The following is a 26,192-nucleotide window of genomic DNA, read 5'->3' on the forward strand; positions in this document are numbered from 1 at the left end:
CAAATTACAGATAAAGCTTAATTCTTTGGAAGATGCTGAAAACAATAATCATTCCCGATACGGGTATAATGTTTACATCTCGTTCCTGCTTTTGTTGTCCCCAAGCATTGATTTCCTTTATCAGTTCCATTTACTTTCTTGGGAACTGAAACTAATCCGTAAACAGATGATGCTGAAGCCGGATTACAGATTTTACAGGGTTGAAGCCCCATTTCCAATGCTTTCTGTAAAGGAAGAGCAGAAGAAACATTTTTTACCATTCTGCATGATGATCCATGAAACTTTGTACCTGAGGGTGTTCTATAAACCGTCTGCCCTTTAAACTTAAGGTAACAATAAGTAATATGGATATCAGACATTTCATTCATTCACTCCGAAGAATGTTCTTAAAGCCTCTACATTATTTTTATCATTTCCTACAAAAATCTCTTTGTCTGTTATAAAAACAGGACGTTTCAGGAAGGTATAGTGATCCAGCAGTAATTCTTTAAAATCTTTTTCTCCCAAAGACTTTACATCCAGCCCTCTTAACTTAATTTGGGTAGACTTTCTGCTGAACAAAGCTTCATACGACTTTGTCAATTTATGCATTTCCGCTAATTCTTCTTTGGTAATAGGTTGTTTTTTAATCTCACGAAGCTCCCAGTCTGTAAGGTCAAACTGTGCTAAAATTTTTCTGCAGGTATCGCAGGTATTCAGATAAAATACTTTCTTCATTATTATTCTTAATTCTTTTATTGGTTAAAATTCTGCTTCATTATTATTTCGTCTTTCAAAAGTAGGATTTAATCTAAAACTTTCGAAATTATTAAATAACTTTATTCAAATTTTATAAAGATGCAGAACAAACCTATTACTTTTCAGTTTATTTCAGAACCGTCAGATGTTAATTACGGAGGAAATGTACATGGAGGAAGTGTTATGAAATGGATTGATCAGGCAGGCTATGCGTGTGCCACCACCTGGAGTGGGAATTATTCAGTTACGGTATATGTTGGTGGAATCCGCTTTTATGACCCGATTAAAATTGGGGAAGTAGTAAAAGTAGAGGCACAGGTCATTTACACAGGTACTTCAAGTATGCACATATCCATTAATGTCTTCTCCCGAAACCTGAAACAGCCTACTTTTGATAAAAAAACCCACTGCATCATTGTTTTTGTTGCCGTAGACGAAAATGGGAAAAAACTTCCCGTTCCCAAATGGATTCCTGAGACCGAAGAGGAAAAACAAAAGGAACAGTATGCAAAACGTCTGATGGAACTTAGAACACAGATAGAGGATGAAATGAAGCCCTTTTTATAGATGTTTTAGAGTTGGAGAATCTGTGAGTTTTAAAACGAAAAAAACAAAGTCATATATACTTCTTAATATTATATTGCACACTAAATCAGGATTAACTAATTTAGTATCAACCCATTTCAAGTATAATATGAAAAATATTCTTACAATCACAGCCTTTTTGTTGATGGTATTTCTTCAGGCGCAGACCCATCAGTTCATTTATGAGCTTCAGTATAAAATGGATTCCACAGAAACAGGCTATGAAAAGCTTAATATGATTCTGGATATCACCCCTAAAGAGGTAAAATTCTATGGAAAGGATCTCGCCACCACAGATTCTCTGAATAAAAAATTCGGAATGAACTCCAGTTATACGGATATGACAGGCCAGGTGGTGAAAAGAAAGATCAATTCTTTTGATAATGAAAACTTTATCAATATCAAAAATGGGTATTATTCATTTAAAACAACAGATAAAATTAACTGGACGATTGCTGATGAAACTAAAAAGGTAGAAAACTACACCCTGCAAAAAGCCACAACAAAATTTGGAGGAAGAAATTGGACTGCATGGTTCTGCAAAGAGATTCCATTTAATGAAGGTCCATTTAAATTACGTGGATTGCCCGGTTTAATCTTTGAATTATCTGATGCCAAGAAAAATTTCCTTTATACATTAGTTAAAAGCAGAGAACTTTCAGAGGTCTACTCTACTTCAGATTTTCTGGAATCCAATTTCGGCAATAAAGCCATTCCTATCAATGAGAAGCAAAAACATAAACTCGTTATGGAGTTTTACAATGATCCTTTTGCCTTTGAAAGGAATAACTTCAGCAAATCCAATAATGATCTTAGAATTAATATCAACGGAAAGGAAATTCATAATGTAGACGAACTGAATACCCAAACCAAGAGCATGCAGGAAGTTATCAGAAAATATAACAACCCGATTGAAATAGATAAGGCAATGCATTATCCGATATATTAAACTCCTAATATTCTTAATTCCTCTGGTTTTATATTTAAATACATAGTTTTTTTAAGTTTTGGCTAAAGCCATTGGAATTTGTATTTTATTTATTTGGCGGCCGGCCGGGCTTCCTTCGGCTACGCTCAGGATTATAGCCTGCTCTTATTGATGTTTATATCCTTGTGGATATTCATACCAATAATTCTGGTTGTTTAACGACAAGATCTTTTATCTTTTATCTTTTATCTTTTATCTTTTATCTTTTATCTTTTATCTTTTATCTTTTATCTTTTATCTTTTATCTTTTATCTTTTTAATCTTAATTCTTATATTTGTAGTATCAAAAGGAAATGGTGTTCTTCCTTACCCAACCGCTTTACAAAAGCTGATGACGCCTGATTGAGAGATTATTAACAATAACTAATCAGGTTTATTATGTCAAAAAATCAACGGACACTTGCTCAAAAAACAGTTTTTTATACTCAGTTTTTCTTCAGAAAATTTCCGGCAATACCTTATATTTTTAAATGGCTGATCATTAGTATTATCATTGGAGCTTTAGTAGGAAGTGCTTCAGCAGGATTTTTACAATCGTTGGAATGGGCCACAAATTTCAGGGAAGACCATCTGTGGCTGATTGCCTTACTGCCAGTTGCCGGTTTTTTAATCGGACTGTTATATTATTACTGGGGAAAGGATGTTGAAGCTGGAAATAACCTTCTCATTGACAATATCCATGAGCCTAAAGGGATTATTCCGTTCAAAATGGCACCTTTTGTTTATTTAGGAACTATTGCCACGCATTTTTTTGGTGGTTCTGCCGGTCGTGAAGGAACAGCGCTTCAGATGGCCGCTGCTATTTCAGATCAGCTTACCAAACCTTTTAAACTTGATAAAAACGAGAGAAAAATATTGATTATTTCTGCTATTGCAGCAGGATTTGGGTCTGTTTTCGGCACCCCTCTGGCCGGAGCAGTATTTGGACTTGAAGTTTTCCTGATTGGAAGAATACGGTATAATGCTCTATTTCCTGCTTTTGCATCTGCCATACTTGCGGATTGGGCTACAAACCTATGGAATGTAAAGCATACTCACTATCATATTGATTTTATTCCCAAACTGGAATTTTTACCAATCCTGTACAGTATTTTGGCCGGGATAGCTTTTGGAATCTGCGCTGCAGCTTTCAGTAAAATCATTCATTGGGCGGGTTCTGTCTTTAAATCAAAAATTACATATCCACCACTTCGCCCTGTTGTTGGGGGAACTATTATTGCATTAGCTGTTTTACTAATGGGAACTACACGATATATTGGTCTTGGAGTTCCTGTTATTGTAGAATCTTTTGAAAAGCAGCTTCCACTTTATGATTTTGCTCTGAAAATGATTTTTACCATCATTACTCTGTCTGCTGGATTTAAAGGTGGCGAAGTAACTCCATTATTTTTTATCGGAGCAACGCTGGGCAGTGCATTATCTTTATTTATCCCATTACCTTTTGGACTATTGGCAGGGATGGGATTTATTGCTGTATTTGCAGGGGCAACCAATACTCCATTGGCCTGCATGCTGATGGGAATTGAATTATTTGGTGCTGAATGCGGCGTTTATGTAGCTATTGCCTGTGTTGTTTCCTATCTTCTTTCGGGGCATAACAGTATTTACAGCAAGCAAAAGATCGGAGAGGCTAAAAACAGAAGATATGCCAGTCAGCAGGATAGATCTATTTCAGACTTTCTTTAGCCACACCTTTTAAAATTCCCTGAATTTTTGTCACTTTTCTAATGAAGAAGAATAATCAAACATTGTGTACTACCCCTTTTAAGCAACCCGAAACCCGAAACCCGCATCATAACTCTCTCTGTTTACATCAGACACTTCTGCACGAAATACAACTATAATCCGTATTTTTGCGCTATGTTCGATTACAGGTTAAAAGTTTTCCATACCGTAGCTTCAAGATTGAGTTTTACTAAGGCTTCTGAGGAGCTTCACATTTCGCAGCCGGCAGTTACCAAACACATCAAAGAAATTGAGGTGCAACTAAGCACTAAATTATTTGACAGAAAAGGAACTTCCATACAGCTTACACAAAGTGGAAAAATTCTGTATGAATATGCTGAAAAGATCAGAAATATCTATCGTGATCTGGAGTTTGAGATCAGCCAGATTAATCAGCAGCACAAAGGGAAACTTATTATTGGAGCCAGCACCACGGTTGCTCAGTATATTCTGCCTGAAATCCTGGCAAAGTTCAATGCCTATTACAAAGACATAAAAATAGAACTTCTGACTGGAAACACTGAAGCCATTTCGGCCCTTTTAAAGGAAGAAAAAATTGATCTGGGTATTATTGAAGGCGAATCGCAGTCCTCATATTTTGATTACAAGACTTTTAAACCTGATGAAATTGTTCTTGCAGCCAAATCAGATCACCCTTTAGCTCATAAAACCCTCAATGTTAAGGATCTGTATCAGCTTAATCTTATTTTCCGTGAACAGGGCTCGGGAACTCTTGAATTTATCCAAAACCGATTAAAGGAAAAAGATATTAATATTCATGAGCTGAATACCGTCATCCAACTCGGAAGTAGTGAAAGTATCAAAAATTATCTTCTTCACTCGGATTGTATGGCCTTTCTTTCCATCAGTACGATTTTAAATGAGCTGAAGAATAATGTACTCACTGTTATTGATATTAAAAACTTCAGTATTGAAAGAGATTTTCATTTTATTCTTCCCAAAGGAGAGCAATCTGAACTGATAGAGCTGTTTTTAAGATTTGCAGAATAGTCTTTTGCAATGCTGAACCTGTAAATGAAAGAAAACCCGTTTGTTTTGCTATAGTTTTTAAGGCTTATTGAATAAAGATATACCTGAATTCCTATTTTTAGGTTTTGGCTAAAGCCATTGAAATTTGATGATTATTTGTTTGGCCGGGCTAAAGCCCACCCCTATTGATGTTGATATCCATATGGATAGTGGCTATGGTTATATTTGTTTAACGACAATATCTTTTATCTTTATAACTTCTAGTTATCCAACATAACAAAATACGATTTACTTTATAATAACATATTGCCGAATTTTGAACCAGATTTTAAAAGTTCGCAATATGAAAGATTTCATTCTTAGTGAAAGAACACGAAAAGTAATTTTTATTGGATTGGCAGTTTTATGCCTTACTCCACTTATTTCTTCTCCCATTGCTTTGGCCTTAGGTTTTGGTCTGGCTGTTTTTATGGGAAATCCATTTGAAAAACATTTACATCAATATATTCATCTGCTGTTACAGATTTCTATTGTAGGATTAGGTTTCGGATTAAAACTGGATGAAGCTCTTCATGCCGGAAAAACCGGATTAATGCTAACTGTGGTAAGTATCATCAGTGTCATGGTTCTTGGTTATTTTTTAGGAAAGATCTTTAAGCTTGAAAGACCATTATCTTATCTTTTATCTGCCGGAACTGCCATTTGTGGCGGAAGTGCCATTGCAGCGGTTTCTCCCATCATCAAACCCAGTACAAAACAGATATCTTTAGCATTGGCTATTGTTTTTACATTAAATTCTATTGCCTTATTTGTTTATCCGGCTATCGGGCATCTCTTGAATCTTTCCCAGGAACAGTTTGGGCTATGGTGTGCAGTGGGAATTCATGATACAAGCTCAGTTGTAGGTGCAGCCAGTAAATATGGTGATGAAGCATTAAAAATAGCAACGACGGTTAAACTGGCCCGTGCTTTATGGATTATCCCGGTTTCCATTATTACCATGTTCATTTTTAAAAGCAAAGATTCTAAAATTAAAATTCCATGGTTTATCGGTTATTTCATTTTGGCTATTCTGTTGAATACGTATTTTCCTGTGATGGATCAATTCAGCGCTGCCATCACCTCTTTTGCTAAATCCGGGCTGAACCTGACTTTATTTTTTATTGGTTCTACTCTTTCCATCCAAACCTTAAAAACAATAGGTTTTAAGCCCTTACTTACCGCGGTATTGCTTTGGGTAACCATCAGCATCGGAAGCTTACTTTATATTATCCATTAAAAGCAGCAGCACCCTCCTGAAATCAGAAGGGTGCTGCCTATTAAATGTGGAAATGTTTATTTCATGCTTAAATAATTTCTTATACCTCTCCACAAGTATAAACCTGCAGACAGCCCATGTATATAGAACAATAATCTGGTCCTGTAACAGCACCTGAACAGCTGCATCCGCAAAGAGATAAATCCGGTTTACCGCTTACTCCTCCTGTAATACTTCTAAGATCTTGTTTTTTTAGCTTTTTAGCATTTTTTGTAATATTCATGTTATTGGATTTTGATTAAACGTATAGTTTTAGTTACTATCCAAAGTTAAACAAATATTAATCACCTGCAACAAAATTGTATTCAAATTTTAATAATTTATTGATTTAAATACAATTATATCTTTTTAATACTAGATAAATTCATCTTATTTTTTTAAACAACTTGAAATTTATTCTGTAAATTCAAGGTCTTTATTATGAGTTTCTGAGATCGTTAATGAAGAATAAAACGCCAACCCAAAAACTACTACACCTACAATAGCAGCACTTTCCACTACTGAAAAACTTCCTTTAAGAGAATCAAAAGCCAGAATCATTACAGGTACCAATCCTCTTACCATATTTGGAACTGTTGTGGTTGCTGTATTTCTGATATTCGTTCCGAACTGTTCTGCGGCCAGGGTCACAAACATCGCCCAGTATCCGGTACCGAAGCCCAGCCATACACAGAATAGATAATATTTAGTTTCTGTATTTGTATTTCCGAATAGCATAATTCCTACTCCAACCAATGTGAAGAGTAACATATAAAATATTGCCATTTTCCTTGATTTCAAGGCATGAGAAATAAAACCACTCAACAGATCTCCCACAGAAATTCCTACATAAGCCCACATAATTGCTTTTCCGGGACTGATATCCTTAATTCCAAACTCAGGGGCAAACTGATTGGCTAAAACAGCCAGAATCCCTATACAATACCAGGTAGGTAATCCTACTGCAATACATTTCAGATATCGTATCAATCTGTCTTTATTCGTGAAAAAGGATAGGAAATTTCCTTTGGAGACATTTTTATGTTCAATATTCTTATAAATTCCGGATTCTGAAACGCTAATTCTCAGAAGTAATAACAGGATTCCCATTACTCCGCCAATGATGTAGGAGATATTCCATCCTCCGGATAATTCTACTGTTAATTGGGCTACAACAGCACCCATTAATCCAAAACCAGCAACTACTGAGGTACCAATTGCTCTCAGATTCTTCGGCAGACTCTCAGAAACCAGTGTAATTCCTGCTCCAAGCTCTCCGGCAAGACCAACACCGGCAATAAACCTTAAAGCAGCATATTGATACACTAAATGCTCTTTTGGAAAATAGGGTAAAAATCCACAGGCAATATTCGCCAGAGAATATACCAGGATAGAACCAAAGAGTACGGAAAGCCTTCCTTTTTTATCTCCGAAGATTCCCCAGAATACGCCTCCAATAAGAAGCCCTATCATCTGACAGTTCAGAATAAAGGTTCCATCAGCATCCGGATTAAGTCCTAATGCTTTCAAACTGGGGATTCTTACAATCCCAAACAGAAGAAGGTCATAGATGTCTACGAAATAGCCCAGGGCCGAAATAATAACAGGAATAGAGAAAATGTACTTCAGTTTTGAAGACAGTGATAGTTCTTGCATTGTTAAGTTTTGATAAAAATAAAAAACCTTTCAATTTCTTGAAAGGTTTTTATAAAATATCTTGCTGCGATTATTATCTTGCAATATTTACCGCTCTTGTTTCTCTGATTACGGTTACTTTCACCTGTCCAGGGTAAGTAAGCTCATTCTGGATCTTTTCAGAGATATCGTAAGACAGTTGGGAAGCTACTTCATCATTCACTTTTCCACTTTCTACCATTACTCTTAATTCTCTACCTGCCTGGATTGCATAAGCGCTTGATACTCCATCGAAGCTTAATGCTGCAGATTCAAGATCCTTCAGTCTCTGGATATAAGATTCCAATACCTGTCTTCTTGCTCCTGGTCTTGCTCCTGAAATAGCATCGGCTACCTGAATGATTGGAGACAATAGAGACTTCATTTCAATTTCGTCGTGGTGAGCTCCAATAGCATTTACTACTTCTGGATTTTCACCGTATTTCTCAGCCCACTGCATTCCTAATAGTGCGTGTGGTAATTCTGATTCCTGCTCAGGAACTTTACCAATATCGTGTAAAAGACCTGCTCTCTTAGCTAATTTAACGTTTAGTCCTAATTCAGCAGCCATTGTTGCAGCGATGTTAGCTACTTCTCTTGAGTGCTGTAATAGGTTTTGACCATATGAAGAACGGTATTTCATTCTACCAACGATTTTGATCAGCTCAGGGTGTAATCCGTGGATTCCTAAATCAATAATCGTTCTCTTTCCTACTTCAATGATCTCCTCTTCAATCTGTTTTCTTGTTTTTTCTACAACTTCCTCGATTCTTGCCGGGTGAATTCTACCATCGGTAACCAATCTGTGAAGTGATAGTCTTGCGATCTCTCTTCTTACCGGATCAAAGCATGAAAGAAGAATTGCTTCCGGAGTATCATCAACGATAATTTCAACTCCTGTTACCGCTTCTAAAGCACGGATGTTTCTACCTTCTCTACCAATGATTCTACCTTTTACTTCATCAGATTCAATGTTGAATACTGATACTGAGTTTTCGATAGCCTGCTCTGTTCCGATTCTCTGGATTGTTTGGATAACAATCTTTCTCGCTTCATTCTTAGCATTCATCTGAGCTTCCTCCATGATGCCCTGAACGTGTGCCTGTGCTCTTGTTTTAGCTTCAGCCTTCATGGTTTCTACCAATTCTGCTTTAGCTTCATCAGCAGTGTAATTAGAGATTTTCTCAAGTATTTCTACTTTTTTAGCAGTTGCAACGTCTAATTCCTGTTGTTTTCTGTCTAAAATCTCGTTCTTCTTAGCGTAATCGGCAATCTGTCTGTCTAAATCTTTTTCAAGTTTTCCAGTCTTACTAAGCTCATCATTAAGCTTATGTTCCTTGTCTTTAGTCCTTTTTTCAACTTCCTGCATTTTCTTTTCGCGGGACTGGATATCAGCATCATGCTGTGATTTCAATTCAAGGAATTTTTCTTTAGCCTGAAGATTCTTTTCTTTCTTTATGGATTCAGCCTGTACGTTAGCTTTTTCTATAAGGTTTTCGGCGTTTTTCTTGGCATCATCTATAATAAATTTTGCCTTAGTATTCAGAGAGCTTTTTGAGAACATCATTCCCACGGCAGCTCCGATTACTAAACATACAACACCGACTATAACTTCTATCATAATGTATATTGAGTTTTAATTGTATTCATATCCTTTTAAAATAAAAAAAGCCTACAATAATCCAGAGATTGAGAGTAAACTCCTAATCAACACGATTTGAACTGATTTCCACTGTCTGTAATCCGGAAGACCGGCACGCCATTCAGAGGACATTTGTTCGGTAATTGTTTAGCGTTGAGTTTACCTTTAATGTGTTAGAATTATTGTAGGCAGCTTGTTCAGGAAAAAAAATCTATTTCCCGATTTCATCCAGCGACTGATTGATCTGTTGTAATCTTTCGTTGGTAGAATTAATATTTTTCTCGTAGTTAAGAGAAACTACTTCTGCATTGGTTCCCAGTTTAAGGGCACACATAGCTAAAGCATCCTGTTTATCTCTTACATCGAAGTTCTGTTCAAAATCTTTAATCATATTCTCTATCTGCTTCCCTACCTTACGCAAAGTTTCTTCCTCTGCTGCCGGTACGTTCAGCGGATACACTCTTCCTGCAATGTTGACGGTTATTCTCCTTACCTCCATTATAATCCACTGTTTTGAAGCTGAGCAATACAGAAATCAATCTCTTTTACCAATCTGTTGATGTGGTTTTTCATTAACCTATTGTGTTCAGGATTTCCTGATATTGCTGAATAAAGTTTTATATTTTTTTGTTCTTCTGCTAATACCTGATTTCTTCTTCTCTCCTCATCATATTTCACCTTCAGCTCTTCATGCTCACTAGTCAATTCTGATAACTTTTCAGTAAGATTTCTGTAATTCTTTTGCAGAGCCAAAATTTTTCTCTCTAATTCTGAAAAATTGTTTTCTAAATCTTGAAGCATTTCAGGTTTGTATATTCTAACTAGAAGCAAAAATAAAAAAATATTAACACTAACAAAAATAAATAGTCCTATATTTTGATCTCCCAACAAAAAAGGAGATGCAAAAGCATCTCCTGAGTATTTTTAATATGATAATTTCTTATTCAAATTTCAGTACAAACATTACAGCTCTGGTCTGTAATGTAGATACTGCAGAAGCCCAGTAAGGAGGTGTAGTAGCGTTATCAGCCACTTTTTCATTATTCATGAAGAATGTTCCTCTTATGGCAGGTGTCAGTTTAAATTTGTTGAAATAAAACTGGATTCCCATTTCTGCAGACCACGCAAAGTTGTGGGTAGTAGTTCTGAAGATCTGTTGCATATTGTCATCCGTAGAACTGGAGTTAGATTGTAGGTTCACTACATAATTTACCCCAGCTGCAACATATGGTCTTGAGTTATACCATCTTCTTCCGTGAAGTTCCAAAAGTACCGGAATGTCAACCAATGTAGATTTAATATCCCTTACTTTATCTTTTTCCTGTAAAGGGATCGGTGTAAAAGGAGGATTTGTTACTGATCCACCAGCATATATATCATTGGATTGAGTATTAAAAGTCAACTGTCTTTGTGCAAACTGCAACCCCGGCTCTACTCTTACATCCAGATAATCATTCAGTCTCCATTTTGCAATAAGCCCGGCACCGAAGCTGTAACTTTCTTTAGTGCTGGTAACAAGATTCTGATTATCTTTCATCCCATAGGTTGGATGTAATACGATTCGGTAGTCCAGTTTATTCCCGTTCAAATAAAAACCCCAACTGAATTTCTGCTCGTCGAAATCTTCCAACTTATCCATTCTGTTTCGGGTTCTAAATTGCGCGTTTGCAAAAACGGCAACATTTACTGAGGTTAAAACCAGTGCTTTTAATAGAAATTTATTCATAGGTTACTTTGTTGCTTTATAAATTGTGGCTATACCCAAACTTAATTTTTTATATTCAACTTTCTTAAATCCCGTATCTAAAAGAATTTGCTTCATCTTCTCCCCGAAAGGAAAAGCATTTACAGAATCCGGAAGGTATGTATACGCTCTATTATCTTTGGAAACCAGCCTACCTATTGCAGGTAATATATTTTTGAAATAAAACATATAAAATGGCCCCATGAAACCCTCAACCTTTGAAAACTCCAGTATATAAACACTCTTGTTATCTTTAACTACTCTTCTTAACTCTGCCAAACCTTTGGTAAGGTTCTCAAAATTCCTTACTCCAAATGCAACGGAAACAGCATCAAATCTATTGTCCTCGAAAGGTAAATTTTCTGCATCTCCTTTTTGCATTGAAATTTTGCCGTCTAATTTAAGTTTTTTTATTTTAATAACGCCAACATTGAGCATTTGTTGTGATAAATCTAAACCAACTACTTTTGAACCGGTTCCTTTTTCGATCGTAATTGCCAGATCTCCCGTTCCTGTAGCCACATCCAGCACTTCCTGCGGGTCATCATTTTTCATCCATTTCACCAATTTATTTCTCCATAAAACATCAATTTTCATGGATAAAACATGGTTCAGAAGGTCATACTTCGGCGCAATATTGTCGAACATATCCTCTACCTGGCTCTTCTTAGTAGCCTCAGAATTGTAGGGAGTAACTTTAGTGATATCTTTTGTCAAAACTTAAAACTTGTAATATTCTTTATAATAATTTAGGAAATCCTGCTTTCTGAAGACTTTTGATCTTGATTCCACTTTCTGGACATTCTTGATCACCTTGTCATAATCTTCATCTACATTGTAATAAAAATCTTCTGTGTAAAGCTTATTGAAACGCTTTGCTCCTCCGTAGTAATCCTTTCCGTCAATAACGGTTTTGTCAAGAGCCGTCAATAACGAATCTTTTTTAAGGTTATACCCGTAGTACTGGTCATTCACGTAGTAATCCTGATGCGCAATATTAAGCAGACCACGAAGTTTGTTTACTTCAAATGCCGAATCGTAAAGCATTTTTTTATTCTGATCGAAAACCTGAATAGAGTTTTTTCCCTTATTCAAATCCACATGCACATACTGCCCCGCTGATATAATTCCTTCAGAACCGTTATTGATTTTAAAGTAATACGTGTTTGGGGTAGGATTATCTACAACATAATAATTCTTCTTGGCTAAAAAAAGGAAGTAGATCCCAAAGGCAACGATAAACGCCACACCTGCAATAAGTAAGCCTTTTAAGGATGGGTTGTTTTTCATAGATTGTAAAGTACAATTTTTGCAAATTTAATAATATTTTTAATTCTCTGTTATTAATATTAATTATTAACTTTGCATCTTTAAAAAAATCATATAAACGAATGCCGAATACGATCATTATTGGCTCTGGATGTTATATTCCGAACAGAGTTATTGGTAGAGATTACTTCATGAATTCCGAGTTTTATACTGAAGACGGAGTAAAGATTGAAAAGCCTGTGGAAGAGACCATTGCGAAGTTTGTAGAAATTACAGAAATCGAAAACAGGAGATTTATTGAGGATGATCTTTCCAATTCACAGATCGGTTATGAAGCCGCAAAAATTGCCCTTGAGGATGCAAAAGTAGACGGCGAAGAACTGGATTATATCATCTACGCAAGTAATTTTGGGGAAGTTACTGAGAACGGATATGCCGATTTCATGCCAACAATGGCAGCGAGAGTTAAGAATAAGCTGGGAATTAAAAACAGAAAATGTGTAACCTATGACATGATTTTCGGTTGCCCGGGATGGGTGGAAGGTATGATTTTAGCAGACAACCTGATTAAAGCTAAAGTTGCTAAAACCATTCTTGTTATTGGAGCTGAAACGTTAAGCCGTGTAACTGATCCGCATGACAGAAACAGAATGATCTTTGCTGATGGTGCCGGAGCTGTAGTAGTAAAGGTAACAGATGAAGAAAATGTAGGGATTATTGCTCATAACACCATCTGTGATAACGGACCTGAATTAAACTACCTTGAAAACCAACCTTCTATCAACCAAGAGGTAGATCAAAAACGTTTATATGTAAGAATGTTAGGTAGAAAAATCTACGAATACGCTCTTAAAAACGTACCTGTAGCCATTAAAGACACCATTACTGATGCTGGTCTTTCTATTGAAGATATCGACAAAATCCTTATTCACCAGGCTAATGCTAAAATGGATTATGCCATGATTGAAAGACTTCACAGACTTTACGATGTGAAAGAATACGATCACGCCATCTCTCCAATGACGATCCAAAACCTTGGAAATACGTCTGTTGCAACTATTCCTACGATGTATGATTTAATAATTAAAGGAAAAATGGAAGGTCAATCGTTTAAAGAGAATGGTAACATTGTAATGACTTCGGTAGGTGCCGGAATGAACATCAATGCTATCGTTTACAGATTTCCTTAAAAATATTTAATAAACAAAAAAAATATAAAAGCACAGGGAAGTTATTCTTTGTGCTTTTTTTATCAGAACATGCAAAAGAATCTTTTAATTATCGCTGGAATCTTCCTGTTTTTGGAAGTGTATATTTATCAGGCTATCAGAACGCTTACCGATAATTCCTGGATCAGGATCGGTTACTGGGTGATATCATTAGCTGTGTATGGAATTTTTGCCTATGAAGTTTCTCACTTCCAAAGATCAGACAGAAGTACAGCAAGAGCTCAGATCATGATTTCATTGTTTTTGATTTTTATTCTTCCAAAAATCTTCGTGGTTCTGTTTTTATTAATTGATGATATTATCAGAACCGGAGGTTATTTAGTAGGTTTTGCAAAACCTACAGAAAACTTCTTTCCTGAAAGAAGAAAGTTTCTGAGCCTGGTGGGACTTGGAATGAGTGGAGTCCTTTCAGCTCTTTTCATAGACGGAATTACGTTTGGGAAATACCGTCACAAGGTAAGAAGAGTAAAAGTAAAATTCCCTAATCTCCCAAAAAGCTTTAAAGGATACAAAATCATTCAGATCTCTGATGTTCACAGTGGAAGCTTCTCTGATCCAAGTAAATTACAACACGCCGTTGATCTGATTAACGAACAAAAACCTGATCTCGTTTTATTTACAGGAGACATGGTAAATAATGTAGCTGATGAATTCAAACCATTTATTCCTTTATTTTCACAAATTAAGGCTAAAGATGGCAAGTTTGCAGTATTAGGAAACCATGATTATGGAGATTATGTGACATGGACTTCCTCTAATGCCAAGAAAGAAAACCTTGACACTCTGATCAGCTATGAAAAACAAGCAGGATTTGATATGTTAAGAAACGAGCATAGAGTAATTGAGAAAAATGGGGAGAAAATATACATTCTTGGAGTTGAAAACTGGGGATTAAAACCGTTTCCTCAATTTGGTAAAATTGACGATGCTTTAAAAGGAGTTCCGGAATCAGCTACAAAGATCCTGATGAGCCATGATCCTACCCATTTTGATTATGTGGTAAAAAAACACCCTGCAAACATCCATTTAACCCTTTCAGGACACACCCACGGAATGCAATTTGGACTGGATCTTAAAAATGTAAAATGGTCACCTGTTCAGTATCGTTACCCTAAATGGGCTGATCTTTATGAGAGTGAAGGAAAATTACTGTATGTCAACAGAGGATTTGGAGTATTGGGATATCCGGGAAGAGTTGGGGTTCTTCCAGAGATTACTCTTTTTGAACTGAGTTAGAGGTACGGGGTTCGGGATGCGAGTTTTTTAAGTTTAATATTTAATTAGCAATTAAGAAATAAAATATCTTTCCTTTTGAGAAATAGTTCTTTCCTAATTCCTGCAACCTAATATCTAACATCTATTACCTAAAAAATATAATCTTTCATACGGGAGGTAGCCATATCTTTCCCGTTAAGAAAAGTAAGGAGGGCATCTAATTTGTCCTCCATTTTTTACCCGAAAATAAGCTTCGGTAAAATGGAATATCAAAACGATATTTCTTGAAATCGGTAAACTGCCATGCATTAAGATAGATCAGAACAAATTCTTCATTCTGCAATGTTTCCAACACCATATTCTGATAATACTTCATAGGCAGAATCTGAAATACAAAATCATTATAAGGCAATTGACTGTAAGGAGAGATACTTTCCGGCACAATACTCAGCCCATCTTCTTCTGTAATTTCAGTATCTCTTTTCAGACGTTTGAACGGAAAAAGGATATTGGCATTGTCTATATTGGACACATAATTAAACTCCAGAAGCTTCAGACTTTCCTGCGAAATCTTTACGTCTTTCTGACGAATTCCCCTAATTTGTTTTTCCAGAAGATCCTGAATATTCTTCTTTGCATTTTCAATTTCTTCAAGATTTGAACCTTGATTATAAAAAGCAATTTCATGCCCTTTGGATGAAATTGCTTTTATAAGATTCTGCAGTTTTTCAGTGAGAGAAACCTCTACAAAAAAACTTGCTTTAATATCATGAATATCTAAAATTCTGAGAATCGCTTTTGTATTCTCTTCGGTAATTTTCAACCTTTCATCATTGGTAATCTGAGAGACATTTTTGGCTTCAGCTTCAATACTTGTAATGTTGAAAGTTAATAATACCATTTAAATTAGATTTTAGATAAAAGTTATAATAAATTAAAAATCAAACGTTAAAGCAATACTTAATTAAAGTATTACTTTACATTATTAATCCTTAGCTAATTTTACTTTAAGATTCTTGATCATGTCTTTCGTCATTTCAGAAATTCCGAAATCATAAGTCAGTCCCCAATCTTTTTTAGCTACAGAATCATCAATAGAAGCTGGCCAGGAATCAGCAATTGCCTGTCTGAAATCCGGGTTATAATCTATGCTGAAATCCGGAATTTCTTTCTTGATTTCTTCTGCCAATTCTTTTGGAGTAAATGACATTCCTCCTAAGTTATAAGATGAACGAACGGTTACACTTTCCTTCGGAGCATCCATTAATTTCAGAGTTGCATTGATGGCATCATCCATATATAACATTGGCATTCCGGTGTCCTCAGAAATGAAGCTTGTATACTTACCATCTTCAATTGCTTTGTAGAAAATCTCAACAGCATAATCGGTTGTTCCACCACCTGCCGGAGTCTTCCATGAGATTAATCCAGGATATCTGATACTTCTTACATCCACCCCATATTTATCGAAATAGTATTCACACCACTTCTCCCCTGCCATCTTAGAGATCCCATAAACAGTTGTTGGGTTCAATACTACATCCTGTCCCACATCATGCTTTGGAATTCCTTTTCCGAACACCGCGATAGAACTTGGCCAGAAGATCTTTTTAAGAAGCCCTTCTTTTGCCATTTCACAAAAATGAAGAAGAGGTTCAAGATTCAGTTTCCACGCAAAAATAGGCTGCTTTTCCGAAGTTCCGGATAAAAGCGACGCCAGGTGATACACTGTAGTGATGTCATAATCTTTAATGACCTGTCTTACTAATTGAGTATTGGTAACATCCATTCTCTCATAGTGACCTGCAGAAGTAATTCCTTCCTGCCATCTGTCTAAACCGGAAGCAACAACATTTTCCGCTCCGTGAATTTCAACAAGTCTATTGGTAAGCTCGGTGCCGATTTGTCCCAAAGCACCTGTAATCAGTATTCTTTCCGTATAGGATTCCATTTTTTAGATTTTTTTAGAATTGTACAAAAGTAAAAAAAACATGTCACCCATAATAATAAAGGTGTATTTAAAATATTACTCCTAATTGTTATATAAAATTATTCATATCATTTCCTTGAATGACAGTCCATAACTATTCACAAAAAATTTCTATATTTTTGTTATAAGAAAAACAATCATTATGAAGAAGATCTTAATTGCTTCGGTTATATTAGCCAGCCAGCTTAGCTGGGCCCAGTTCACAGATATCAACATCGTAAAAGAGGTAAAGGTTAAGAATAAAGGTGTAGTGGTCTCTGCACATCCACTGGCAAGTGAGGCAGGAGCAAAAGTCCTTAGAATGGGCGGAAATGCTTATGATGCCATTACAGCTACCCAATATGCCTTGGCAGTGGTGTATCCGCAAGCAGGAAACATTGGTGGTGGTGGATTTCTTGTAGGTGTAAAAAATAATGGTGAAAAATTCACACTGGATTACAGAGAAACAGCCCCTAAAAAAGCCTCCAGAGATATGTATCTCGATAAAAACGGAAAAGCCAACACGGATTTATCTCAAAACGGGCGTCTGGCAGTAGGTATTCCGGGAAGTGTAGCCGGATTCTTTGCAACGTTGAAATACTGTAAACTTCCGATGGAAAAGATCATCCAGCCTGCTATTGATCTGGCAGAACAGGGATTTGCCATTACTGAGCAGGAAGCTGATATGCTTAATAACAATAAGGAGCATTTTAAGAAACATAATCAATCAGCTATCGTTTTTGTAAAGGATACTCCATGGAAAGCAGGAGATCTTTTAGTACAGAAAGATCTGGCAGAAACATTAAAACTGATCCAAAAACTGGGTGCAAAAGGCTTTTATGAAGGTAAAACAGCAAACCTTCTGATCGCTGAGATGAAAAGAGGAAACGGAATCATTACTTCAGAAGATCTTAAAAATTATAAAGTTGCAGAAAGGAAAGCCCTGGAATTTGAATACAAAGGAAACAATGTAGTTTCAATGCCTTTACCTTCCAGCGGTGGACTACTTCTTGCACAGATGCTGAGAATGGCCAGCTTTGAAAATCTTGAAAAATACCAGCAAAACTCATCACAGGCTGTTCAAATTATGACAGAAGCTGAAAGAAGAGCTTTTGCAGACAGAGCAGAATATATGGGTGACCCGGATTTCATTCAGGATAAAACTTCTTATCTGATTTCTGACGACTATTTAAAAGGAAGATGGAAAAGCTTCAGTTTTGATAAGGCTACTCCAAGTTCAGAAGTTGGAAAAATCATAGAACAGCCTAAAGAATCAACTCAGACGACTCACATTTCTGTACTTGATAAGGATGGAAATGCAGCCTCTGTAACCACTACCCTGAATGGATACTACGGAAGTAAAGTATTGGTTACCGGAGCAGGTTTCTTTTTAAATAATGAAATGGATGACTTCTCTATCAAACCAGGAGTTCCAAATATGTTTGGGGCTGTAGGTGGAGAAGCCAACTCTATTCAGCCTAACAAAAGAATGCTTTCATCCATGACACCTACTATTTTACTGAAAAATGGAAAACCTTATATGGTAGTGGGAACTCCGGGAGGAACTACAATTCCAACTTCGGTATACCAGTCTATTGTAAATGTAGTTGACTTTAAGCAAAACGCTAATATTGCTGTAAATGCTCCGAAATTTCACCATCAGTGGCTTCCGGAAACCATAAAAGTGGAAAACAACTTCCCTGAAAGCACTATTAATGAACTTAAAAAGAAAAATTACAATTTTGAAAAGGTAAAACAAATTGGTAAAACAGAAGTGATTGTCCTTGACGAAAACGGAAACATTCATGCCGTAGCAGACGGGCGTGGAGATGATTCTGTAGCAGTGGAATAATCATTTACTTCATCAACAATATAGCTTCGGCTTCATTCTATGGACAGTTTTGTTTTCCAAGAATGAAGCCGAAGTCTTTTTACACCAATCAGATCTTAGCACACAGGTTAATTTTCATGACTTTTGTCAGTTTTTCAGATGAAAATTCTTAATTTTCGCCCATAAAAAAAACAAAACGACTGTTCATTGAAAGCAAAAAAAATCTACAATCAGCTTTATTTTCAGGTTATCATCGCAATTAGTGCAGGTGTTTTACTTGGAAATTTCTATCCTGAACTGGGAGAAAAGATGAAACCTCTTGGAGATGGTTTTATTAAATTGGTAAAAATGATTATTGCTCCGGTTATTTTCATTACTCTTACCCTGGGAATTGCCCATATGACTGATCTCAAAAAAGTAGGAAGAATTGCTATAAAAGCGATGATCTATTTTTTTACTTTCTCTACCCTGGCCCTTATTATTGGTCTGGTAGTAGGAAATCTTTTACAGCCTGGTCATGGTTTGAATATTGATCCGGCCACTCTTTCAGGAAATGTATCCGAATATCAGGAGAAAGCTCATGAATCTACCCTTACAGGATTCATTATGAATATTATCCCAGAAACACTTTTTAGCCCTTTGGTAGGTGACAATATTCTTCAGGTACTTCTTGTTGCCATCTTAATGGGGGTTGCACTGGTTTTAACCAAAGAAAAAAGCCAGAAAGTCACTGATTTTCTTCAGGATCTGTCTGCTCCGATATTCAAAATTGTGCATATCCTGATGAAACTTGCTCCCATTGGTGCTTTTGGAGCCATGGCGTTTACCATAGGAAAATATGGATTACATTCTGTTTTGAATCTTATATTTTTGGTGGCTACCTTCTATATTACCTCTTTCCTATTCGTGGTTTTGGTTCTGGGAGCAGTGGCATGGTATAACGGATTCAACATTTTTAAACTGTTATTTTATCTTAAAGAAGAACTGCTTTTGGTTTTGGGAACAAGTTCATCGGAATCTGCCCTTCCGGGAATTATGGAAAAAATGGAAAAAGCAGGCTGCTCCCGAACGATTGTAGGTCTGGTGGTTCCTACAGGCTATTCTTTTAATCTTGACGGAACTAATATTTATATGACGCTTGCTTCTCTGTTTATAGCACAGGCACTGAACATCCATCTTCTTATTGAAAAACAGCTGATGCTTCTTTTAGTAGCCATGTTAAGTTCAAAAGGTGCAGCTGGTGTTACCGGTGCAGGTTTTGTAACATTGGCAGCAACATTGGCTGTGGTTCCGGAAATTCCCATTGCAGGAATGACACTTATCTTAGGAATTGATAAATTTATGAGTGAATGCCGTGCTTTAACCAATGTTATCGGAAACTCTGTAGCTACTGTTGTAGTGGCAAACTGGGAAAAGCAACTGGATAAAGAGCAGTTACAATATTGTCTTAATCACCCTGAAGAAATTGAAAAAAAACTGGAGGTTTGATTTTTACAGAAACAATCATTCAAAGGTCTTACTAAAAGATTTAAGAGAACAAATACTATTAACAAGCAATCGTAAATAGAATATGGACATCCAAAATGATCATTTCACATTCAGAAGACCTGAAAATCTATTTCTATCCAAAATTATTGAATATTATTTCTTTATTGATATTCCAATATCTCAACTTACCGAGGAACCCGAGTTTATGATTCCATTTCCACGGATAACAATCGGTTATTTTTTTGAACACCCATTTATGGTTGTCAATGATACATTAAATAAACACCAAGTAATCAATACTGCTATCTCAAGAATCTCCACTCAAAAAATAAATGTAAAACCTGTTACTGACAGGATAAAAATTTTAGGGGCTCATATAAGACCTTTCGGGCTTGCGTATTTTACTAAAAAACCAATCAACAAACTCCCATGGTTAATCAATACAGAAGAGCTATTTGGCACTATTGCCAAAGAATTTATGCAAAAAGTACATCTATTATCCAATACAGAAGAGATGTTCAATGCAATGGAGAATGTATTTCTAGAGAATATTCTTACCCGTGATTTACCCCTTATCACCCAAGCTATCGATTTGATAGAATTGAATTGTGGACATATTGAAATAGCAGAACTTTCAAAACAATTAGAAGTTTCCGACCGTACTTTGCGAAATCATTTTTATGAATATATCGGATGTTCACCAAAAGAATATTTTCGCGTGGTTAAGATGAAGCAAATTGCCTATCAAATGAGGAACTCCGAAAATTCGTTAACACAAATTGCTCATGATAATAATTATTTTGATCAGGCGCATTTCAATCATGAATTTAAAGATATAACAGGGCAATCTCCCAAAAACATCCGTAAAGAAATTCCTAATTTCCGTTTTTTACAATTTTAAGGTTTAAACTATTTATACTTTCGCCATAAAACAAAACACAGCTTTCAAAATCTGCAACAGATAAGATAAAGAAGCTTTCAGAAAAAAGACGAAAAGTATAAAATGGAAAAAATTATTAAGAACAATCTTTCAAAAAAGTACAGCAAAGGAACCATTATCATACACTGGCTAAGCTTATTTCTAATCATTTTACTGATTCCTACAGGTTTTCTCATGCAGGAAATGAACAAAGAAATACAACTCAATTTATTAAAGGTCCATATATTTTCCGGAGTTTTGATTTTTGTGCTTACTTTAATTCGAACTCTATTTTTCTTTAGACATCAAAGGCCCCCGAAGCTAGAAACCGGGAACTCTCTCCATAATAAATTGGTTGTAAGTGTAGAGACTTCTTTTTATTATTTACTTATTCTATTATGCTTTTCAGGATTAGCAACTCTTATAATGGGTAATTTTACAATAGCTATACAAAACTCTGATGCTTCACTCATCCCTCAGAAACTTACTATTCCCCCACTTATTACTCACAGAGTATTAGCAATATTACTGATCATTTTACTGACAGTACACATTGGAGGTGTTATTAATCATTATTTGAAAAATAAAGAAAATACATTAAAAAGAATTTTACCTTAAAATTAAATCACATGAAAAAAGACTCATACTTACCAATACTTTCTTTAATTACACACTCTCTTTTTGTTGGAGGATGTAGCGTTATCTTATTTGTATTGGTTCCTTTCTGGCAAAAAATAACTGCTGAAGAATTTTTAGTTTGGTTTTCATCCAATTCTAAGTCGGTTGGCCTAACTATGTTACCTTTGGAAGCTATACCATTATTAATTTCAATATCAACATATATTATTGCCTACAAACAAAAGCTTAATACCAAAAATTTATGGTTCTATAACCTGCTTTGTAATGTAGTGATTTTGATTATGTTCTTCTTATATTTTATGCCGGCTAATACAGCAATGGCTTCTAAAACGATACCAATAGAACATGTTGCTCAGGAATTAAAAAGATGGGAATTATTACACATCTTAAGAACATTATTAGCAATATTGTCCATTTTATTTTGTGGGATCGCTATTAAAAAAGCTCAAAAATAAAATCCCTAAAGTTAAAAACTCATTACATAGTTTTCAAACTAGACCAAAATATTTAAACTCGCCGGTTGTACTTTCACATGAACCGGCGATTCTATCTTATTAAATTCACCATCAAGATGCCAGTTTTTGGTATTTACTTTAAATGAAATTTCTGAAACCGGAAGATAAGTTACATACTCATCATCCTTTAATTTTTTTGTAAACATTCTGAATGCAAACAATGCAGAATAGGTAAGAGGGAATTTTTTCACCAGAACCATATCTACCAACCCATCGCTTTTACTTGCCTTAGGAGCGATATAAGCATTATTTCCAAACTGACGGGTATTGGCAACATTCAGCATCAGATACCTGCCGTTGTACTGCTTATATTTTTCATCAAAAAAGGTAACCTTGATCGGCTTATAGTTAAAGAAGGTCTTCAAAGAAACTTTGATATAATTTTTGAAACCGCGACTTGTTTTTTCAAACTCTTTTACCACTTTCCCGTCAAATCCTGTTCCTGAAACATTAATTGAAAGCCTGTCATTAACCGTAAAAGTATCTATTTTTCTGGATTGTTTAGCTTTTATTTTTTCTAATAGCTCGTCCAGATTTTTACTGAATCGGGTTTCATTGGAAAACCCATTTCCTGAACCAGCAGGGAAAATCGCCAGGATCTTATCGGTAGAAATCAAATTCTTGGCTACAGTAGAAATAGTTCCATCACCACCAATTGCAACAAAAATATCCACTTCATCAAAATGTTTTCTGATGAATTCGTCTGTGCCCGGAATAGATTCAGAGACATAATACAAAGGATTACCCACCTTATTTTTAAGTTCATTCAAAAACGGCTGATAATTCTTTTTGGCCGAAAAAGGATTGATGATAAAAGCTACTTTTTCCATTACCGCAAAAATAGAAAATGCTTCCTGAACCCGGAAGCATTAAGTTATTTAATTTTCATTCTTTCTTTAAATTCTGCATTTAAGGTTCCTTTCAACTCTTCCCATGAAATAGGAATCGTGATATCTCCTGCGGCAAATGCTGCAATTTCATATGGACTGTAATGAAAATACAGGTTTTTATCATCAAAATAGAAGTTATCTGAGGCTGGAATCTTTTCTACCAGTAACATTTCTGAGTTTTTCACACTTCCGTCTCCATCCATAGTTCCACTGTTGATGTTATTGATGTTTTTCATCAGCATGGCTTCAAGTTTATTTTTTGGAGTGGAAGTAATATCTTTTAATTCCAACTTCTTATTATTCTTAAGGTCAAAAATTCTTTCTGAAAAACCATAATTATCATGTGCACCTCCTTCATAACCACTTCCTGTATACTGAATATGAATATATCCATTGGTATTGGATACAAGATTCATATGGGAACTTGAGTACCAATCCTGAGCGTAGGTAATATCTGAAGCCCAATCCTTGCTGTCTTTTTTAACAGAGTTGAAATAGTTATTTTTTTCACTTTCCAGATAAGTTTGCAGACCAGCCTTAGAAAAGTCTTTTATTTTATCATTCTGAAAATAAATACTGTCTAAAAGCGTCTTATCCTTTATCGTTGGAAATACCAATAGCTTGGAAGTATAAGTAAGCTTTAGCGAATCAGTAATTTTTGTAGAATCTTTTATTGTAACGGAATCTACCATAAATTCCTCAGATTTTTTATTTTCAGTTTTCTCCGTTGATGTTGCTGCTGCTTCGGTTTTCTTACAGGCAGTAAAAACAAAGAATGAAGAAAGTGCAAGAACGGCAACCGTATTTTTCATATTTTAATTTTTAGTATTCAATACAAAAACCATTCAAAAGATGAATGGTTTTAAAAATTTATTCAAAAAAATTAAAATTAAGGTTACAAACAACCCGCAATTATTTCTTTACTAAGCTGATAACCTGATTTTCCTGCTTGGAGGCTACTTCCCAAATTTGTTTGAATGCAGGATAATACTCTTTAGGATAATCTGCACTGGAAACTTTTGTCGTAGTAGTTACTTCCAGCTTATTTCCTTTTTGTTCAAAAATATAGCTGTATGTGATCTCTTTATCCTGAGTAACAATTTTTTTGTTTTTGGGCATTTCTTCAACAACATATCCTTCTGGAATTTCCAATGTTACTTTTTTAACTTTTGTAGTAGGCCCACCAAAATCAATAGGATATTTTCTGGCATCAGCCTGATCAAACTCATTAGATGTTTTGCTTAAAAATAACATTGGATTGATGATCAGTTTCTTTCCTACTTTGTCTATTAAATCTGATGATGAGAATTTCATTGTACTTTCAAATTCTCCATTATCCAATACTTTGGAATCAATTCCAGTGAAATCTATAGAGAAGTTCTCTTTATATTGCTTCTTATATTTTTCTGGGTTCTCATCATAATTATCTTTTACATACATCGCAAAAGTTCCTGTATCTTTATCAGAATAAGATCCGGAAATACTTCCGTCATCACTAAGCTTAGCATCAACCGTCAGGAATGTACTGCTTTGCTTCATATTGACCATCTCAATCTGCACTGCTTTAGTCTTATTTAATAAAACAGCATACTGATTCCAGTCTCTTAAAGGCAATTCGTCCATGGAAGACTGCTTGGAAGTAGCATCATACATATGATAATGTCCATTAATATTTACTGATGCCAATACAAAATTCATATTAGAGACATTAGGAGAGACCAGATTAATCATTCCATTTTCTACAGTGGAAATCACCGCCGGATCTGCCTTAATACCAGCCTCCCGAAGAAGCATAACCAAATAAAGGTTAATTTCAGCAGCATTCCCCGCTTTGCTATCCAGCATTTTCTTTATCCCATCATCTATATAAATTCCTTTGTCTTTGTTCCAGGTAAATGTTTTTTGAACATAAGAAAATATAGCATTAGCTTTTTCAAGCTCAGTTTTCATCTGTGTCACCTCTGCAGGCATATTGTCTTTAGCCAGTCTTGTTTTCTTTAATTCCCCACCAAAATCATCACTTTCATAAAGAGTCTTACTAATCTGATCCCATGAGGATGAATAAAGTTTCACTTCTTTATAATTTGTAGAATGAAGCTCTGCACTTACTTTTGTTCTGTAGTTTCTATCATTTCTTACAAATTTTTCGGCTTTGAAACCTTTTACATTCTCAAATCCAAATCTATATGTTTTGTATTGAGTACCATAAAGAGTCTTCTCTTCCACTATTCTGTGTTTTGGTCCCAAAGCTCCGGTATAGTTAATATTATAAGAAATATGGATTGGAGTATCTAAAACATATTCTGTATAAAGAGAAGGTGTATCTGATTCAATTAAAAACTCTGGAATATTGTATAAAAATGGGGATACAATCTCATACTGATATTCCAGTACAGAACCGTTTTTCACATTGGGAAAAGCAAATTTCGTCACATTTACATATTTACTTTCCTTACTTTTATACTGTGAACTTTTCTCAACTTTTACAGGAACTGTAGTTCCATTTTCAAGATTATAGGTAAAGGCTTTGAACTTCCCTAAGCTTTCTTTATTACTCCCGGATTGATAAAGAGGTACTTCCAGATTTAACCAATCTTCAGCTTTATCTTTATCATAGATTTTAATCCTGTAAAAATATTTTTATGCAGCTCTCCTATGGTATGATCAACCATAAAATGTACAGATTTATATAGAATTTCCGCGGGAGCATTTTCATCTAATAATGACTTTGTCTTGGAAAGATCCGCATCAGCAAATTTAGGAGGGTTCAAAAACTCATGTTTCTGAGCTTTTACAACCATAACATTCGCTGAACAGATCAGTATTAATACTATTTTTTTCATAT

Annotated in this window: 28 protein-coding genes and 1 riboswitch; of the genes, 12 read left to right on the top strand and 16 right to left on the bottom strand. The window is 35.4% G+C overall.

Going from position 1 to position 26,192, the window contains the following annotated elements:
• Window positions 1-17: 17 nt before the first annotated feature.
• Together BOQ64_RS03655 and BOQ64_RS03660 are read right to left on the bottom strand one after the other, a co-directional pair.
• Window positions 18-359 carry a hypothetical protein gene (locus BOQ64_RS03655; protein WP_164975743.1) on the bottom strand — a complete coding sequence of 114 codons (342 nt, stop codon included), beginning with the start codon at window positions 357-359 and terminating at the stop codon, window positions 18-20.
• 1 nt (window position 360) lies between these two features.
• Entirely contained in the window at window positions 361-717 is a 357-nt protein-coding gene (locus BOQ64_RS03660) for an arsenate reductase family protein (protein ID WP_129055938.1), read from the bottom strand.
• Between the two features lie 120 nt (window positions 718-837).
• Here BOQ64_RS03660 and BOQ64_RS03665 point away from each other — a divergent pair, with 120 nt between their 5' ends.
• From BOQ64_RS03665 to BOQ64_RS03685, 5 genes are all read left to right on the top strand, one after another.
• Complete coding sequence (locus tag BOQ64_RS03665) at window positions 838-1,305, top strand: acyl-CoA thioesterase (RefSeq protein WP_129055936.1); 468 nt, start codon at window positions 838-840, stop codon at window positions 1,303-1,305.
• 127 nt (window positions 1,306-1,432) lie between these two features.
• On the top strand, window positions 1,433-2,272 hold the full coding sequence (locus BOQ64_RS03670; protein ID WP_129055934.1) for a GLPGLI family protein: 840 nt from the start codon (window positions 1,433-1,435) through the stop codon (window positions 2,270-2,272).
• A gap of 319 nt (window positions 2,273-2,591) precedes the next feature.
• A riboswitch (Fluoride riboswitch) is annotated at window positions 2,592-2,659 on the top strand.
• A 30-nt stretch (window positions 2,660-2,689) separates the two neighbouring features.
• Entirely contained in the window at window positions 2,690-3,997 is a 1,308-nt protein-coding gene (locus tag BOQ64_RS03675) for a voltage-gated chloride channel family protein (protein WP_185147056.1), read from the top strand.
• A 174-nt stretch (window positions 3,998-4,171) separates the two neighbouring features.
• The gene (locus BOQ64_RS03680) at window positions 4,172-5,047 is read left to right on the top strand and encodes a LysR family transcriptional regulator (RefSeq protein ID WP_129055933.1); all 876 of its coding nucleotides are present in this window, start codon (window positions 4,172-4,174) and stop codon (window positions 5,045-5,047) included.
• A gap of 322 nt (window positions 5,048-5,369) precedes the next feature.
• Window positions 5,370-6,305 carry a YeiH family protein gene (locus BOQ64_RS03685; protein ID WP_129055931.1) on the top strand — a complete coding sequence of 312 codons (936 nt, stop codon included), beginning with the start codon at window positions 5,370-5,372 and terminating at the stop codon, window positions 6,303-6,305.
• Window positions 6,306-6,384: 79 nt separating this feature from the next.
• Here BOQ64_RS03685 and BOQ64_RS03690 read toward each other — a convergent pair whose 3' ends face one another.
• The 8 genes from BOQ64_RS03690 to BOQ64_RS03725 form a co-directional block, all read right to left on the bottom strand.
• On the bottom strand, window positions 6,385-6,567 hold the full coding sequence (locus BOQ64_RS03690; RefSeq protein ID WP_129055929.1) for a hypothetical protein: 183 nt from the start codon (window positions 6,565-6,567) through the stop codon (window positions 6,385-6,387).
• A gap of 170 nt (window positions 6,568-6,737) precedes the next feature.
• On the bottom strand, window positions 6,738-7,979 hold the full coding sequence (locus tag BOQ64_RS03695) for an MFS transporter (protein WP_129055927.1): 1,242 nt from the start codon (window positions 7,977-7,979) through the stop codon (window positions 6,738-6,740).
• A 73-nt stretch (window positions 7,980-8,052) separates the two neighbouring features.
• Entirely contained in the window at window positions 8,053-9,618 is a 1,566-nt protein-coding gene (rny, locus tag BOQ64_RS03700) for a ribonuclease Y (protein ID WP_185147057.1), read from the bottom strand.
• Between the two features lie 232 nt (window positions 9,619-9,850).
• Window positions 9,851-10,138, bottom strand: a complete 288-nt coding sequence (locus BOQ64_RS03705) for a cell division protein ZapA (RefSeq protein ID WP_129055923.1) — start codon at window positions 10,136-10,138, stop codon at window positions 9,851-9,853.
• Complete coding sequence (locus BOQ64_RS03710) at window positions 10,138-10,440, bottom strand: hypothetical protein (protein ID WP_066699077.1); 303 nt, start codon at window positions 10,438-10,440, stop codon at window positions 10,138-10,140. Before BOQ64_RS03710 ends, BOQ64_RS03705 begins: the two co-directional genes overlap by 1 nt.
• A gap of 139 nt (window positions 10,441-10,579) precedes the next feature.
• Window positions 10,580-11,365 carry a porin family protein gene (locus tag BOQ64_RS03715; protein WP_129055921.1) on the bottom strand — a complete coding sequence of 262 codons (786 nt, stop codon included), beginning with the start codon at window positions 11,363-11,365 and terminating at the stop codon, window positions 10,580-10,582.
• A 3-nt stretch (window positions 11,366-11,368) separates the two neighbouring features.
• Window positions 11,369-12,100, bottom strand: a complete 732-nt coding sequence (ubiE, locus tag BOQ64_RS03720; RefSeq protein ID WP_129055919.1) for a bifunctional demethylmenaquinone methyltransferase/2-methoxy-6-polyprenyl-1,4-benzoquinol methylase UbiE — start codon at window positions 12,098-12,100, stop codon at window positions 11,369-11,371.
• A 3-nt stretch (window positions 12,101-12,103) separates the two neighbouring features.
• On the bottom strand, window positions 12,104-12,673 hold the full coding sequence (locus BOQ64_RS03725) for a hypothetical protein (RefSeq protein WP_045495171.1): 570 nt from the start codon (window positions 12,671-12,673) through the stop codon (window positions 12,104-12,106).
• A 101-nt stretch (window positions 12,674-12,774) separates the two neighbouring features.
• On the opposite strand from BOQ64_RS03725, the gene BOQ64_RS03730 reads away from it, so the two are divergent.
• Both BOQ64_RS03730 and BOQ64_RS03735 read left to right on the top strand, forming a co-directional pair.
• A complete protein-coding gene (locus BOQ64_RS03730) occupies window positions 12,775-13,842 on the top strand; it encodes a 3-oxoacyl-ACP synthase III family protein (protein ID WP_129055917.1) in 1,068 nt (355 codons plus the stop codon).
• A 69-nt stretch (window positions 13,843-13,911) separates the two neighbouring features.
• Window positions 13,912-15,117, top strand: coding sequence for a metallophosphoesterase (locus BOQ64_RS03735; protein WP_129059638.1), 1,206 nt, complete (start codon window positions 13,912-13,914; stop codon window positions 15,115-15,117).
• A 196-nt stretch (window positions 15,118-15,313) separates the two neighbouring features.
• Here BOQ64_RS03735 and BOQ64_RS03740 read toward each other — a convergent pair whose 3' ends face one another.
• The gene (locus tag BOQ64_RS03740; RefSeq protein ID WP_228448128.1) at window positions 15,314-15,997 is read right to left on the bottom strand and encodes a polysaccharide deacetylase family protein; all 684 of its coding nucleotides are present in this window, start codon (window positions 15,995-15,997) and stop codon (window positions 15,314-15,316) included.
• Between the two features lie 84 nt (window positions 15,998-16,081).
• Window positions 16,082-17,047: an NAD-dependent epimerase/dehydratase family protein gene (locus tag BOQ64_RS03745; protein ID WP_129058376.1), complete on the bottom strand. Its 966-nt coding sequence runs from the start codon at window positions 17,045-17,047 to the stop codon at window positions 16,082-16,084.
• A gap of 181 nt (window positions 17,048-17,228) precedes the next feature.
• Between BOQ64_RS03745 and ggt the strand changes: the two genes are divergently transcribed.
• The 5 genes from ggt (at window position 17,229) to BOQ64_RS03770 (ending at window position 22,397) form a co-directional block, all read left to right on the top strand.
• Window positions 17,229-18,917 carry a gamma-glutamyltransferase gene (gene ggt / locus BOQ64_RS03750; RefSeq protein WP_129058375.1) on the top strand — a complete coding sequence of 563 codons (1,689 nt, stop codon included), beginning with the start codon at window positions 17,229-17,231 and terminating at the stop codon, window positions 18,915-18,917.
• A gap of 186 nt (window positions 18,918-19,103) precedes the next feature.
• Window positions 19,104-20,384: a dicarboxylate/amino acid:cation symporter gene (locus BOQ64_RS03755; protein WP_129058374.1), complete on the top strand. Its 1,281-nt coding sequence runs from the start codon at window positions 19,104-19,106 to the stop codon at window positions 20,382-20,384.
• 205 nt (window positions 20,385-20,589) lie between these two features.
• The gene (locus BOQ64_RS03760; protein ID WP_164975744.1) at window positions 20,590-21,285 is read left to right on the top strand and encodes a helix-turn-helix transcriptional regulator; all 696 of its coding nucleotides are present in this window, start codon (window positions 20,590-20,592) and stop codon (window positions 21,283-21,285) included.
• 102 nt (window positions 21,286-21,387) lie between these two features.
• Complete coding sequence (locus BOQ64_RS03765; protein ID WP_129058372.1) at window positions 21,388-21,921, top strand: cytochrome b; 534 nt, start codon at window positions 21,388-21,390, stop codon at window positions 21,919-21,921.
• A gap of 11 nt (window positions 21,922-21,932) precedes the next feature.
• The gene (locus BOQ64_RS03770) at window positions 21,933-22,397 is read left to right on the top strand and encodes an anthrone oxygenase family protein (RefSeq protein WP_129058371.1); all 465 of its coding nucleotides are present in this window, start codon (window positions 21,933-21,935) and stop codon (window positions 22,395-22,397) included.
• Between the two features lie 38 nt (window positions 22,398-22,435).
• Here the strand turns inward: BOQ64_RS03770 and BOQ64_RS03775 are convergent, their stop codons facing one another.
• The 4 genes from BOQ64_RS03775 to BOQ64_RS23665 form a co-directional block, all read right to left on the bottom strand.
• Window positions 22,436-23,287, bottom strand: a complete 852-nt coding sequence (locus BOQ64_RS03775; RefSeq protein ID WP_129058370.1) for a diacylglycerol/lipid kinase family protein — start codon at window positions 23,285-23,287, stop codon at window positions 22,436-22,438.
• A 44-nt stretch (window positions 23,288-23,331) separates the two neighbouring features.
• Window positions 23,332-24,159, bottom strand: coding sequence for an RsiV family protein (locus BOQ64_RS03780; RefSeq protein ID WP_129058369.1), 828 nt, complete (start codon window positions 24,157-24,159; stop codon window positions 23,332-23,334).
• A gap of 100 nt (window positions 24,160-24,259) precedes the next feature.
• Window positions 24,260-25,780 (bottom strand): transglutaminase-like domain-containing protein, encoded by a 1,521-nt coding sequence (locus tag BOQ64_RS03785; protein WP_228448130.1) that lies wholly within the window; start codon window positions 25,778-25,780, stop codon window positions 24,260-24,262.
• A 152-nt stretch (window positions 25,781-25,932) separates the two neighbouring features.
• Window positions 25,933-26,190: a hypothetical protein gene (locus BOQ64_RS23665; RefSeq protein WP_228448132.1), complete on the bottom strand. Its 258-nt coding sequence runs from the start codon at window positions 26,188-26,190 to the stop codon at window positions 25,933-25,935.
• Window positions 26,191-26,192: the final 2 nt, after the last annotated feature.

It is taken from the genome of Chryseobacterium sp. CH25 (assembly GCF_004119455.1).
GTDB lineage: Bacteria > Bacteroidota > Bacteroidia > Flavobacteriales > Weeksellaceae > Chryseobacterium.